The 13,941-nt window shown below is 41.5% G+C and carries 13 protein-coding genes; 3 read left to right on the top strand and 10 right to left on the bottom strand.

Features of this window, described 5'->3' with window-relative positions; genetic code table 11:
- Window positions 1-2: 2 nt before the first annotated feature.
- The 6 genes from MUN89_RS06790 to MUN89_RS06765 form a co-directional block, all read right to left on the bottom strand.
- Window positions 3-1,544 (bottom strand): response regulator transcription factor, encoded by a 1,542-nt coding sequence (locus MUN89_RS06790; RefSeq protein ID WP_244712441.1) that lies wholly within the window; start codon window positions 1,542-1,544, stop codon window positions 3-5.
- Complete coding sequence (locus tag MUN89_RS06785; RefSeq protein ID WP_244712440.1) at window positions 1,534-3,300, bottom strand: sensor histidine kinase; 1,767 nt, start codon at window positions 3,298-3,300, stop codon at window positions 1,534-1,536. Before MUN89_RS06785 ends, MUN89_RS06790 begins: the two co-directional genes overlap by 11 nt.
- A 34-nt stretch (window positions 3,301-3,334) precedes the next feature.
- Window positions 3,335-4,213: a carbohydrate ABC transporter permease gene (locus tag MUN89_RS06780; protein ID WP_244712439.1), complete on the bottom strand. Its 879-nt coding sequence runs from the start codon at window positions 4,211-4,213 to the stop codon at window positions 3,335-3,337.
- Between the two features lie 17 nt (window positions 4,214-4,230).
- Complete coding sequence (locus MUN89_RS06775; RefSeq protein ID WP_244712438.1) at window positions 4,231-5,106, bottom strand: carbohydrate ABC transporter permease; 876 nt, start codon at window positions 5,104-5,106, stop codon at window positions 4,231-4,233.
- Window positions 5,107-5,167: 61 nt separating this feature from the next.
- Entirely contained in the window at window positions 5,168-6,442 is a 1,275-nt protein-coding gene (locus MUN89_RS06770) for an extracellular solute-binding protein (RefSeq protein ID WP_244712437.1), read from the bottom strand.
- Window positions 6,443-6,620: 178 nt separating this feature from the next.
- Window positions 6,621-7,154 carry a PadR family transcriptional regulator gene (locus MUN89_RS06765; protein ID WP_244712436.1) on the bottom strand — a complete coding sequence of 178 codons (534 nt, stop codon included), beginning with the start codon at window positions 7,152-7,154 and terminating at the stop codon, window positions 6,621-6,623.
- 113 nt (window positions 7,155-7,267) lie between these two features.
- Between MUN89_RS06765 and MUN89_RS06760 the strand changes: the two genes are divergently transcribed.
- Window positions 7,268-8,476: an MFS transporter gene (locus tag MUN89_RS06760; RefSeq protein WP_256464018.1), complete on the top strand. Its 1,209-nt coding sequence runs from the start codon at window positions 7,268-7,270 to the stop codon at window positions 8,474-8,476.
- Between the two features lie 202 nt (window positions 8,477-8,678).
- Here the strand turns inward: MUN89_RS06760 and MUN89_RS06755 are convergent, their stop codons facing one another.
- Complete coding sequence (locus tag MUN89_RS06755; RefSeq protein ID WP_244712435.1) at window positions 8,679-8,912, bottom strand: hypothetical protein; 234 nt, start codon at window positions 8,910-8,912, stop codon at window positions 8,679-8,681.
- Between the two features lie 273 nt (window positions 8,913-9,185).
- The gene (locus tag MUN89_RS06750; protein ID WP_244712434.1) at window positions 9,186-10,676 is read right to left on the bottom strand and encodes a peptide MFS transporter; all 1,491 of its coding nucleotides are present in this window, start codon (window positions 10,674-10,676) and stop codon (window positions 9,186-9,188) included.
- A 416-nt stretch (window positions 10,677-11,092) separates the two neighbouring features.
- On the opposite strand from MUN89_RS06750, the gene MUN89_RS06745 reads away from it, so the two are divergent.
- Window positions 11,093-11,536 carry a YkvA family protein gene (locus MUN89_RS06745; RefSeq protein ID WP_244712432.1) on the top strand — a complete coding sequence of 148 codons (444 nt, stop codon included), beginning with the start codon at window positions 11,093-11,095 and terminating at the stop codon, window positions 11,534-11,536.
- A gap of 43 nt (window positions 11,537-11,579) precedes the next feature.
- Here the strand turns inward: MUN89_RS06745 and MUN89_RS06740 are convergent, their stop codons facing one another.
- Window positions 11,580-12,407 carry a YitT family protein gene (locus tag MUN89_RS06740; protein WP_396266099.1) on the bottom strand — a complete coding sequence of 276 codons (828 nt, stop codon included), beginning with the start codon at window positions 12,405-12,407 and terminating at the stop codon, window positions 11,580-11,582.
- 198 nt (window positions 12,408-12,605) lie between these two features.
- Complete coding sequence (locus tag MUN89_RS06735; RefSeq protein ID WP_244712429.1) at window positions 12,606-12,923, bottom strand: hypothetical protein; 318 nt, start codon at window positions 12,921-12,923, stop codon at window positions 12,606-12,608.
- 405 nt (window positions 12,924-13,328) lie between these two features.
- Here MUN89_RS06735 and MUN89_RS06730 point away from each other — a divergent pair, with 405 nt between their 5' ends.
- Window positions 13,329-13,916: a hypothetical protein gene (locus MUN89_RS06730; RefSeq protein ID WP_244712427.1), complete on the top strand. Its 588-nt coding sequence runs from the start codon at window positions 13,329-13,331 to the stop codon at window positions 13,914-13,916.
- Window positions 13,917-13,941: the final 25 nt, after the last annotated feature.

Below are 13,941 nucleotides of genomic sequence, written 5' to 3'. Positions count from 1 at the left end.
TTCTATGATTTGATTGTCATAAGCCTTCGATATTTTGTTGGGGTCATCCCTGTGTAGTTCTTAAACACTTTGACAAAATATTTATATTCCTGATAGCCAACCTGCTCTGCGATTTCGCTGACTTTAAACGGCGTTTCTGCCAGCAGAATCTTCGACCGGTTGACTCTCAAATCATGCACGTATTCGTTAAATTTCTTTCCTGTTTTCTGTTTAAACAATGAACTGAAGTAATTAGGAGAAATATTAATCACATCCGCGACTTCATGAGCCTTAATCTCAGAGGTGTAATAGGATTGAATGTACTCCTCCGCCCTCTCTATAAGCCAGTCCTTACTCTCGGATTGAGAAAGGTTCAGTTCCTGGACGAGTTTCTTCAAATCTTCACGGAACTGTGATTCAAGAAGCGAATAAGAATTAAACTGCTCCAGGTTAATCCCTTCGCGATAGTGCAAAGTGGGATAATCAGATCCTTGACCTAATAGCTTTTCATACCGTTCCAACACGCTGTTTAACAACTTTTCCCCCGTTCGGACGACATCTTCAAGTAAAAAATGGTTGTCTTTAAATGTGTGAAACAGCTGTTCTGTTACCTTCTCTACTTGCTCATGATCGAGTTGAAAAAAGGCGTGAAGCAGTTCAGCTTCCAGATGTTCCGGGTAGACATACTCTCTTTCAGCTTCCTCTTTAACGGGAAAGATGACTCGGGTACTATGCGCAGGCAAGTATTTAAGAGAGCGAAAAAGCAAGCGGTATGACTGATACAAAGAGCTGATCGGTACGTGTTCTTCACTTACTACAAATTTAGCATTAAGTTGTACCGCTTTGAGGAGCTTCACTGCCTGCTCGGTATTAAGCGTCCCCCGCCCCTCGATCACACAAGTAAGCAACACGTTTTCACTTGTGAAGATCGAAAATGTTTCATAGCCTTCGGTTATAAATTTTTCCTCTATTTTAGTCTTCCAGTTACTTTTTATCTGCTCGAGATCACCATTTTTATCTTTGAGATAGGCAGCATAATGATTCAAGGTACTCATGAATGGGAAAACGCTGACCTTTCCGAACCGTTTCAGATCTTGAGGGATCTTTACAGGAAAATCCCAAACCTGGTGGTATATCGCATTTTTCAGCTTTGTTTTTCGATATTCTGCGTTTTCATTCTGTTCAAGTAGAATTTCCTTCTTAATCTTATTAGAAACTCGTATCAATTCGTCTACATCCACGGGCTTTAGTAGATAATCCTGTACTCCTAACTGCAGGGCTTTCTTTGCGTATTTAAAGTCATCATAACCGCTGATCATGATGATCTTGATTGCCGGGAAATGTTCTGCTGTAAAGGAAGCGAGTTCCAAGCCATCCATATGAGGCATTCTGACATCTGTGATGATTAAATCGACCGGCCCATGCTCCTTCATCATCCTGATTGCTTCCCAGCCGTCACCTGCCTGCCCCACCACTTCCATCTCATGCTCTTCCCAGGGTACTGTTGCGGAAAGCCCTCTCCTGATGACCGGTTCATCATCGACAATGATTATTCTAAGACTCATCGTTCTCACCTTGCTCTTTGTCTATGATTTTAATATCTGATTCCAGTAAGAATGGAATTTTCACCCGAATCCATGCGCCTTCATGATCTTCCAGCTGTTCGATCCCATAATCGCCGCCAAAAGCAATCGCGATTCTTTCCTGCAAATTGCGAAGCGCGAGTCCTCCGCCTTCCTCTTTACTATTGGATGGTTTGAAGCCGCAGCCGTTATCAATTACATCCATCCAAATCATGTTATTCTTCCGGTAACACCGGACAGTAATGGTTCCCTGTCTTCCGAGTCCTTTGAAACCGTGAGCAATACTATTCTCTACTAGCGGCTGAAGAACATGGCTTAAAAGAATTGCATCCTTCAGTTCTGCATCATAAAAAATATGAAAATCAAGCTTTTCTCCTAAACGGCTCTTTTGTAACTCCAGGTAATTATAAATATAGTTCAGCTCATCCTCCAGCCGCACCCACATCTTGCCTTTATTCAAGTTCAGCCGAAATATTTTGGAAAGACGTTCAATTAACTGTCCCGTTTCCATCGCTTTCTCCAGACGGGCTGTCCAGCGGATCATATCGAGGGTGTTATATAGAAAATGAGGATCCATTTGGTTTTGCAGCGATTTCAATTCCGATTCCTTTTGCTTAATCTTTAATTTATATTCCGTATTAATATGCTGTTGAATCTTTTTAACCATTTGATTAAACCGCATGCCCAGCTGTCCGATTTCATCTTCCGTCTTCACCTGCACATTTACGGAAAAATCCCCGGTCTCCAACTGCTTCGTCTGGTTGGTCAACTCCACAATTCGTTTAATATTGAAAATGTAAAAGCCGATAAACGCAATGATTCCAAGGATCGCCAGTAAAATAATCATCGTAACGATTAAGCTCCGCACGTTATATAATTCATGAACGACTTCCCCTTTGTCCACGATCGCCACAGAAAACCAGCGTGTACCTTCTATTTTCTTTTTTACAACTAAGTAAGTCGTATGATTGGTGCGGTAGTCAGTCGTCGCTTGTTTATTATGGACGACAAGATTAACGATTTTAGAACTTGGGAACGGCTGCCCTACTTGTGAAGAATCCTCACTAAGAACAACTTCTCCATTCTCAGACATTAAAAAATAGTCGCCTTGCTTAGTGGCAAGTCCAGCCCCATAGGCATGGTAGAGATCCTCTTCATCCAGACGAATTCGCACCATCCCGACAGGCTCGTTAATGTGATTGATGTCATTAATCACCCGTGAGAGACTGACGATCGCTTTTTGACCGTCCCAGTCGCTCGTCATCGGATAAGCATCACTCCAATAGAATTTCCCTTTAAGATCCTCAGCCGCCCGATCCAAAGCTTCTTCATTCCCTGCCACAGGGTTGCCAAACCTTAATTCATGCCCATCTCTTGCACGCAGTAAAATGGAATCGATGTAATCCTGGGAAGTAATTTGAAAGGTAAAATACCCGCGAATGCCTTCCTCCGCTTTTTTGTATTTTTCACTGGCCATCTCTTCTTCCTTCGTTAGAAAAAAAGTACGGAAATTCTCGTCATAAATCATATAGGAAGACATGCTTTCTATGCCGCGAATCACGGCCCTCAGGCTTTCCTCATTCTTTTCCAGCAGCTCAATCGTGCTGTCTTCAGCTTGATCCTTAAAGATTTTAGTCGTTTGGATATAGATAAGACTGCCGAATAAAATTGTTGGAAGTGTAATCAATATTAAGAATACGGTGGCAAACTGTTTAGTGAGGCCCCAGCGTCGAAACATGATGCATCCACCTTTGAACTGTGATATAACAATCTTATCCCTTTACGGCACCAGATGTCATGCCTTTCACAATTTCTTTCTCGAGCAGTAAGTAGAAAATCACAATAGGTACAAGAGTCATGGTCAGTCCAGCCATCTGCGCCCCGTAGTTTGTCGTGAACTGTCCTGCAAAGCTCGCCAGCCCAAGAGGCAGCGTCTGCAGATTTGGGTCATTGATCAGTACGAGGGCAAAGGAAAATTCGTTCCAGTTATGAATAAAATTAAGCACCATCACCGTTGCTACAGCTGGACGGGACATCGGCAGAATAATCGACCAGAACGTACGAAAAACACCACAGCCATCCATGATCGCTGATTCTTCAATATCTTTCGGAAACGCCTTCATAAAACTCGTTAGAATAAAAATGGTAATCGGAAGGTTAAAGGCGATATAAGGGAAAAGCAAGGTAATTGGTGTGTTCAAAAGCCCCAGATTCCGAATGAGGATAAACATGGGAACTAAGGTCGAGTGAATGGGAATAATCATACCGAAAATAAACAAAGTGTAAACGAGCTTGTTCATTTTAAAAGAAAATCTAGCCAGGAAATAGGAAGCTAACGCCCCGATGAGTACCGTAACTACCGTAGCTGCTAAGCAAATAAAAATACTGTTTTTAAACAAAATATCAAAATTCGCTGCTTTCCACGCATTGACATAATTCTCAAATACAAACTCTTTCGGAAATCCAAACTGGTTCACCGAAAACTCCTGTTCCGATTTAAAAGAATTAATGACCATCCATAAGATCGGATAAGCGTTTACAATGGCAAAGAGTGTCAGTACGACATAAATGATGGTTTTCTTGATGCTTTTTTTCTTTGCCCCTTTCTCCTTATTCTTCCATTTCGATTTTGAACCGATTGTTGTCTCCATTAGAACAGCCCCCCTTTCTATATCACTTTTTGTCCGAGTGCCTTACGCACGACCATAATCAGCATCAGACTGAATAAGAAAATAACAACTGAAACAGCACTTCCATACCCATATTGCAGATTGGAAAAGGTTTCATTAAACATATACAGCGCCATAACATCGGTTGAATGCGACGGTCCACCGTGAGTCATTACATAAATTAAATCAAAGGTTCTCAAGCTACCGGCAATACAGAGAACAATCGCAACGATAATCGTGTCCCAAATCATCGGAACCGTAATTTTCCACGTCGTTGTCCATTCGGATGCCCCGTCTATCCTGGCGGCTTCCAGGACTTCCTCCGGCACGTTTTGTAAGGCAGCGAGGAAAATAATCAGATACAGCCCGACAAATTGCCATATAACCGTTATACAGACAGCGATCATCGCCCACTGCGTATCTCCAAGCCAGTTTTGGGCAAGTGCCTCCAACCCGACCGAGCGAAGGAATTCATTGATTAACCCCTCTTCAGAATTGTAGATCAACCCCCACGTTAAGGAGATCACCACGGTTGAGAGGACAACAGGTAAAAAGCCAATCGTCCGGAAAATCTTCGCTCCCTTCAATTTACGGTTTAAGAGAAGAGCGATAAATAGGGCAATCGGTACCTGTCCAAGTACAGATGCCAACACCACATAAATATTGTTTTTGACAGAATTCCAAAACAACGGGTCTTTAAATAGTTCTTTAAAATTTTCCAAGCCGACAAACGTCATCGCGGAAAACCCGTCCCATGACATCACTGAATAATAGAAAGATTGCAGAATTGGATAAATCGCGAACACCAAATACAGCAGCAAAGCAGGAAGCAGTCCAAGGAAAATTGAGCTTTTTCTTCTTCGAGCAAGGTGCATATTCTCCCTCCTTAGAAATGGAACAGGCTACTTCTTTAAGTAACCTGTTTCCGTTGGTTATCTACTTTTTCTCTAATTCAGCCTGCATGTCTTTAGCCAGCTGTTCAGGTGTTTTCTCTCCTAATGTAATGGATTGAAGCCCATTATTAATGATGTCTGTAACCTTCGGAGGCATTGTCGCATCATAGACAGGTGCAAGACCATTCTGAGCAAAACTGTTTGCCTTTTGGAATACTTGAGGGATCGAATCATCCATTTCTACATCGGAAGGAACAATAATGTTCGCTTTCACGAGCTGCTTGTAAAGAGCATCACTGTAGAAAAACTTCAAAAACTCAAAAGCAGCCTCTTTTTTCTCATCGCTTAGATTGCTGTTTAAAGCAATTCCACCGCCAGCAACACCGGCAATTTTCGATTGGTCTCCTTCACCGCCTTCAAATTCCGGGAATGGAGCGACGCCAATATTGTCTTTATTGGAGACACTGTCCAAAATCGGGCCGATCGCCCAGGAACCCGCAAAGTGCATGGCTGTATCACCACTGTTGAACTCGCTCCTAGCCTGTGCTTCATCAATCGTATTCATATCTTCATTAAATGCGTTCAGCTTGGTCATTTCCTGGATTACAGATAAAGCTTTTACGAACTGCTCATTCTCAAATGTTCCGTCTCCATTTAATGTGTTTTCAAGAAAGTCACTGCCTGTGTACCGATCAGCTATTGTAGAAATATAAACGGATTGTAATGGCCACGTTGCTTTGTTACCAAGAGCGATCGGGGTAATCCCTTTATCGTTCAAATCTTTAATTAACGTTTTTAAGTCTTTATAGGTCGTTGGAAATTCATCATAGCCTGCCTGCTTTAATTTTTCCTTATTATAGAAAATCAAGCTTGTTTCACTGATGTTCGCCGGTATGGCATACTGCTCACCATCAATGGCATAATCTTTTAAAATTGCTTCTGGAATCCGGTCTTTCCACTCCTCCTTAATTGGATTTAAGGAAAGTAGAGCCCCGCCTTCTACCAGTGGTTTAATTCGAGCACCCGGCCAGACTCTGAACATATCCGGCAGCTGCTTGCCTGCTGCCTGTGTCCGCAGTTTGGTTTCGTATTGGTCATGTGGAATACTTTCAATCTTTACCTCAATATCGTCATGACCTTCATTGAATTTTTTAATTAAATCCTTATAAACGGTGTTCTCCGGCCTGTCTTCAGTCCAGTCATTCCAAACCGTCAGTTCTGTTACACCACTTCCTGAAGCTTCATTGTCCCCACCGCTGCAGGCAGCTAAACTAAAAGTAAAAGCAAGTCCTAGTATGATCAATCCCAGCTTTTTCAAATGTGTTTCCCCCTTCTTGTTAAGCGCTTACATGTAAGTGTAGCAGTTCTCATTTTTTTAACTATCCTAGAAAACTATAAAAATATCCGAAAAATTACGAAATTTTAAAAAATCCCATATTTTTGTTTACAAAAGAAAAATAAGCCCCTTCTTATTCGAAGTGACTTATTTAACCTCACTACCTTAATAACCCCAGTACCCACTCGCACCAATTAATCTCTTCCACATCCATTTGTATCCGCCTTTTGAACAGTACATACCTCCCAAACTGCGGAGAAGTCTTATTTAAGACTTCGTCTCCAAACGTTTTCTCCATCTCCTGTACGGTTTTCTGATGTTCCATCAATAGATACTGATAACGCTTCAGACGATCCTGAATCAAGTGAATGCCGTCTTCTTCGTTCGTCAGCCAGAGGGCATAAGCTTTAATTAAAAATTCATCTCGCTGAACAGGGGGATCCGGTGTCTCCTTCACCCACTCAGACAGCACTTCCTTCCCTGTTTCCGTGAGTGAGTAAATCTTCTTATTCGGCTTCCCGGTTTGCTTCACTTGCTCAAAGGTTACATAGTGGTTCTCTTTAAGTTTATTGAGCAGCGGATAGATTTGACTATGTTTTGCCGGCCATAAAGCATCCAGCAGCATTTGAATTTCATAGCCTGAACAAGGCTTTCGGACAAGCAGGCTTAAAATGGCGTAGCCAAGTGAATTCATTCGATCCCCTCCATATATAAAAAATTACATATATAAATATTGACATAATAAAATGACTGGACCTATACTATTGAAAGACATTTCCCATTTTACACGAAAGGAATGGATAGAAGTTGAATTTACAAGAACATGTTCGCAAACGCGGCCGCATCGTTACGGTCATCGCGACTTTTTTAGCATTTATGGGAATAGGAGTCGTCGACCCCATCCTTCCAGTGATTGCCAAGCAAATCGGAGCGAGTCACTGGCAGGTCGAGCTGTTGTTTACTGCTTACATTTTTACGATGGCGGTGATGATGATACCTGCGAGTCTTTTAGCAGGAAAATTCGGAGATAAAAACATGATTACTTTTGGACTTGCTGTTGTTACCATCTTTGCTCTTCTCTGTGGTTTCTCCAATACAGTGGCAGAGCTTTCGATTTTTAGAGCAGGCTGGGGGTTTGGAAATGCGATGTTCTTTGCTACCGCTATGACATTGCTGATTGCTCTTTCTGAAGAAATAAGTTCAGCCGTTGGCCTTTACGAGGCCGCAATTGGGCTAGGGATGGCTGGCGGTCCGCTGCTTGGCGGCTTGATTGGTGAAGCTTCCTGGCGGTATCCTTTCTTTGCTACCGGAGGCCTTATATTTCTAGCTCTCTTACTCGTTATTATTCTTGTGAAAGAGCCTGTCCAGCAGCACACACGGAAGGCGCCGGGTATCAAACAAATAGGCAGTTTGTTAAAATACCTCCCTTTTACTCAGGGGGCTTTCGCCGGAATGCTTTATTATTATGGTTTCTTTACAGTACTCGCTTATTCCCCCTTAATTATTGATTTATCTGCGATCCATTTAGGTTTTATCTTTTTTGGATGGGGAATTTCCCTTGCTTATGGCTCGGCTATTCTCTCCCACCAGTTGGAGCGGAAATGGCAGCCTGTCACATTAATAAAAGTCGGTCTTACCGCTTTTATTATCCTGCTCGCCTTATTGTTATTTGTCAAAATAGTTTGGCTCGAAATCGTATTAATCGTGCTGTCTGGTCTTGCGTCTGGCCTCAACAACGCACTGTTTACGAGCTATGTAATGGATATTTCTCCATACGCAAGAAATGTAACTTCAGGTGTTTATAACTTTGTACGCTGGTTTGGTGCAGCTCTTGCCCCCTTATTATCAGGGGTGGTCGGAGAAGCTTTTACTCCCCATGTCCCGTTTGGTGTTGCTGCCGCAGTCGTTCTCGCTGGACTCGTACTCATGTTAATGCCTGTGAAGAAACAAACACAAAAGCAGGAAAGCTCTGAATATGCACTATTAACAAGAAAAATGGTTCGTTCCCCTAAATAAGGAGGGTGTTAAATGAAGTTTCTCATTCCAATGGACAGTGTCAGTCACCAAGTGCTTCACCATTCGGAGATCCCAACCGTTATCGTTAAATAAAAGAATTGTAAAAGGCACTGCTTATCACAGTGCCTTTCGTGTTTATGTATAATGTCAGCTTTTTAAAAGCCTTGTAAAATAAATCCCCTAATCCCTATCCTGTAGTTTTCTATATTCTCTTTAACACTAAAATACCAAAAGACCTCTTTAATTGATACGGACCAAACAGTTCAATCGGAGCCATCGTTTCCTTGGTGTTTATTATGACCTTTTGAATCAAGGTCTGGTAGCGGATAAATCGCTTTAATGAATCCTCCGTCATCTGTCTGATCGGCTCAATGACAATGGTTTTGTCGATGCGGACACTCACATGGCCTTCCACATTCAGCTGCCAATCGTCCAAACAAAGACTCGTTAAATGTGCAATCTTACCTCATCCTTTCTCTGATGCCTATGTCGAATCTTTTCTTCTTTCACCTTTTATCATTATTTTTCTTATAAAGGTAAAAATTTCCTTTAGAATAAAGGATTTACACTATCATTTTATCATGACCGCTTCCCAGGTGCTATTTACGACCATGTTCTAAATACAGAATGGTTCCTTAGACACTAGAACGAAGCCTTATTTTCCTAGAATAATAGAAACCCCCAGCAAGGGTGCTGGGGGTAGAAAGGATTAATGAATGCCTTTCATTAATTTCTGAATTTTTGGAGCAATAAACATCAAGATGATACCTAGTAAAACGGCAACTGCCCCTAATACACCAAAATAAACGGCCTCTGTATCAGCGCTGTACAGTTTAACTATTTGAGCGTTCAAAGCTTGTCCGCCGGCATTGGTTAAGAACCAAACACTCATCGTTTGAGAAGCGAATGCTGCTGGCGCAAGTTTTGTCGTTGCCGACAGTCCGACAGGAGATAAAAGCAGTTCACCAAGGACAATGATTAAGAAGCTGAATACAAGCCAAAGTGGACTGGACAGGTTATCTCCACTGGCAACAGCCGGAATGACCATAAGCAAGAAGGACAACCCGGCAAATATAATACCTAAAGCAAACTTTTTAGGCGTAGAAGGCTGTTTTTTGCCTAATCGGAGCCACATCCAGGCAAAGACCGGTGCTAAGAAAATAATGAACAGCGGATTGAGAGACTGGAACCAGGAAGACTGAATATCCAAACCCGCATAGTCCAAATTTGTACTTTGGTCAGCGTATTGGGCAAGAATAATTGCTCCTTGCTCTTGGAGTGCCCAGAATACCATAGCAGCTATAAACAACGGGATATAAGCAAGAATACGTGATCTCTCATCCGCTGTCGTTTTCTTACTTTTGTACATGACAATAAAGTAAGCAGTTGGAATGGAGAGCCCTAAGAAGCTGACAACATAAGTTAACCCGTTAATCGTCAAGATTCCTGTAGGAATAGTTACCGCAAATAAAATAACAATAACGATAATTCCGATAATAAACCGTCGAATCGTTACCGAGCGTTCTGCCTTTGTTAAGGGGTTAGGAACATTCCGTCCCGCAAGGCCAAGGCTGTTCTTTTTGGAAACCATAAAGGTAATAAGTCCAAAGAACATGCCGATCGCAGCAATAGCGAATCCATAGTGGAAATTGTATTCCTGACCGACTGTACCAACGATTAATGGGGCAAGAAATCCTCCCATGTTAATACCCATGTAGAAAATACTAAAGCCGGAATCCCGACGTGTATCTTCTGGTGAATAGAGATCTCCAACGACGTTGGAAACATTTGGCTTCAACAGCCCTGTACCAATAACGATCAGTACCATGGAAATAAAAAATGCTGTTAAACTGCCGGGCAGGGATAAGGCAATGTGTCCGAACATGATAAGTATCCCACCGTAAAATACGGTTGATGTTGAACCAAGTAAACGGTCGGCAATCCAGCCACCGATAATCCCCGACATATACACGAGTGACCCGTAAATGGCCATAATCGATGCAGCTGTTCCTTTATCAAGTCCCAGGCCGCCTTGGGATACTTCATAATACATATAAAATATTAAGATTGCGCGCATTCCGTAGTAAGAGAAACGCTCCCAGAACTCTGTAAAGAACAGGGTAAATAACCCTTTAGGGTGTCCAAAAAAGCCTTTTTGAGGCACACTCTTTACAATTTCTTCTTTGGTGTAATTTGACACTCTATGAAACCTCCTTGATTGCTGAACCGACATAATGTAAGCCTTATCACTTGAGAAAATTTTCAAAAAATTCCTAGCGGACAATATGTCGAATTTTGTCTTAACAAAGAGCTATTATAATCCCATCTGAAGCCGAAAATCAATTGAATTGACCAAATTCTAAATTGAAGTTATTTTCAAATAAAATTGAATTTTTATACAAAATAGATCATCAGACCCTGGTTCTAATTAATAAATGAGCGGATGTTCATCCTTCTTTTGCGTCTTTATACTTAAAGGTCATGGTTATATGCCAGAAATAATACAAAAGTTACAAACTGAATAAAAACTCATTACAGCGGATATTAAAGGATGGTTTGAGGTTATTACAAAATGGGGATGGGTTAGGGTAAGCACCTAAAGGAGGGTGAAAAGCTTTGGAAAAACAAAAGAAGAAAAAAGCGAAAAAACTTTATTATAAAATGAAGGATCGTGCAGAGGAATTAATTAGAAACCCTCAACAAACGAAAGATATGATTGACGCTGCCAGAAAAAAATCAGAAAGAAATAAAGGACCACTCTCTAACGTCTGGAAAGAAATCCACTTAATGTTCAGTTTGATCAGGGAGTGGCGTAACGGAAGCTATACTAAGGTGCCGACAGGTTCAATCGTGGCAATTGTGGGGGCCATTTTATACTTCATTTCCCCTATCGATGCAATTCCAGATTTCATCCCGGTCGCCGGCTTTCTAGACGATATCTATATTGTAAAACTTGTCATCAATCAAGTAGAATCTGACCTGCAAAACTACCGCAGCTGGCTGGGCGAGCAGGAACGAACCATAGAGGACGAAACACCAAGAAAAGCTTCAGGAGATTAGAGAGCGTGAAAAAGCTCAGAGTTAGTGAACTCTGAGCTTTTTATTAATGAATACTCTTTTTAAATCTTCCTCCTCTTACCTCTGCAATATCCGCAATGGCAAGGAAAGACTCTGGATCATGCTCATATACAATATCTTTCAATTTCGCCTCTTCAATTCTCGTAATGACACAGAAAACCACTTTCTTCTCGTCACCTGTAAAGGCACCTTCTCCGCTTAAGTAGGTAACACCTCTTCCTAAACGATCTAAAATGGCCTCTCCGATTCGTTTATGGTGCTCGCTGATGATCCAAACCGATTTCGATTCATCGAGACCTTTAATCGTCACATCAATCATTTTATAGGCCACATAGTAAGCCAGCAGAGAATACATAGCTCTGTCCCAGCTGAAGACAAACCCTGCACTTCCGAGAATAAACAAATTAACGAACATAATTATTTCACCGACGGAAAAAGGCAGCTTTTTACTAACCAGAATCGCTGAGATTTCTGTCCCGTCTAAACATCCTCCATAACGGATGACCATTCCAACCCCAATCCCCAGCACACACCCGCCAAACAGCGTCGCCAATAGCACATCCTGGGTAAAAGCTGGTACGGAATGGAGAACCGAAGTAGAAACAGATAAAATAATGATCCCGTAAATGGTTGAAGCTGTGAACGTTTTTCCAATTTGTTTGTATCCAATAAAGAAAAAAGGAATGTTCAAGACAAAGATAAACACTCCAAGCGGAAGGCTGGACACGTGGGCAAGCATAATGGATATGCCGACCACTCCACCATCGATGACATTATTGGGAACGAGAAATATTTCAAGTCCTACCGACATGACTATTGCGCCTAAAGTAATGAAAACGATCCGCTTAATCATCTCTGCCCTGGGAATTTTACGGTGCTCTATTTTTTCTTTAATTTGTTCATATTCCAATGTATCAATTTCGCTCATAGTATCCTCCCATACTAAGAATGATAGTCTTCTCATTTTCTATCATTCTGTTCATTTCACGACTGACTAAAATCAGTAAGCTGTGTGGATTCATAACGTAAATGAGACAATCGATACATGAGGTTAGAGATAATTGGCCTGATACTTCATCACATGGAGAAAGCCAAGAGAATCACTGATAAAATAATCTCCGGCTGTCGGCTCCAAAGGAAGCAGTGAGTGCTGGGGTAATGGTTGAAAGGATAAAGAAGTACTGTGGTCTGTGTTTGTTTTACTCAAAACAGTAGGCTGAGCCGCATGGACGATATAGGGATAAGAATTGGCTTGAATAATGTTCTCCCCATCAAGCTGAGGAAGCTGTTCCATATCGGCAGCCGGCTGAACCATCACTAGAAAAGAGTAACAAAGGGTAAGTATTCCTCTGTAAATCAAGGATTTCATGAACTTCTCCTTTCAATTGCTCTCTTTCATTATAGCAAGAGACGGAAAAAATAGACATCATTTACATTCAATTAGATCGTTATAAAAAGAAACAAAAAACCCTGCTGAACGAACAACAGGGGCACTATTTTTTACGGTTCTGCTAATGAAGTAGATGGCGGGCTATTTTCACCCATCCGAATATAGAACACCAAAGAGGCACACTTAATAGGATTGACCATCTTAAACCGGTGATAAAATCATGCTCTTTAAACATTACGTCGCCTCCTTGTTTCTTGCTTACTAAAAACATACCCTTGTTGAATAGATTTTATAACCGTTCCCGGCATTACAAGTAGATGACAATGTTTAAAAACTCCAATAAATGGAATACTTCTGGTAAAATAAGTGCAGGGGGCTTATCAAATGAATCTTAAGAAAATCAAGCTGATCATAGGGCTGAGTTTAATCGCTTTGTTATTAATCGGGGCAGGGACCGCTGCATATTTCCTTGCTTTCAAAGATTACGGTACGGCTGATGCGGACGTTGATCAACTCGTTGAGGACAATTTTCAATTGAGCCGCCCTGACCTTACTGAGGAAGAAGCACAAGCGGCTTCAGCTGAACCTGCTGAAAAAGAATCGAAACAAGGCGGGAAGAAGTCAGTCACAGAAATTAAACAAGCTTACGAGCCAACCTTCAACGATCTTGAGAATCAAGTGAAAGACCGGCTGCAGCAGCTAGCAGAGAAAGCAAAAGAAGAATATGCAAACAAACAGGCAGACGGGAAAGATATTTCGTATATATATTTTTTTTCAAAATATAAATCAGCGGCAGATAAACTGGAAAATAAAACAGATGAAGCTTTTGATGAAGTCTATCACAACATGCAGGATGATTTAGTAGCGAACGGTCATGATCCTAAAGCGGCGAAAGAAATGAAAAAAGCCTACGAAAATCAAAAAGAACAATTGAAATCGAAGGTCATGGAAATGGCGATTGATAAGTTTTAGAGGGGCTGGGACATAATTAAAAACC

This window comes from Halobacillus salinarum, assembly GCF_022919095.1.
Lineage (GTDB): Bacteria > Bacillota > Bacilli > Bacillales > Halobacillaceae > Halobacillus_B > Halobacillus_B salinarum.
The sequence above is the reverse complement of the archived record's forward strand: the minus strand, read 5'-3'. Positions and strand labels throughout refer to the sequence as shown.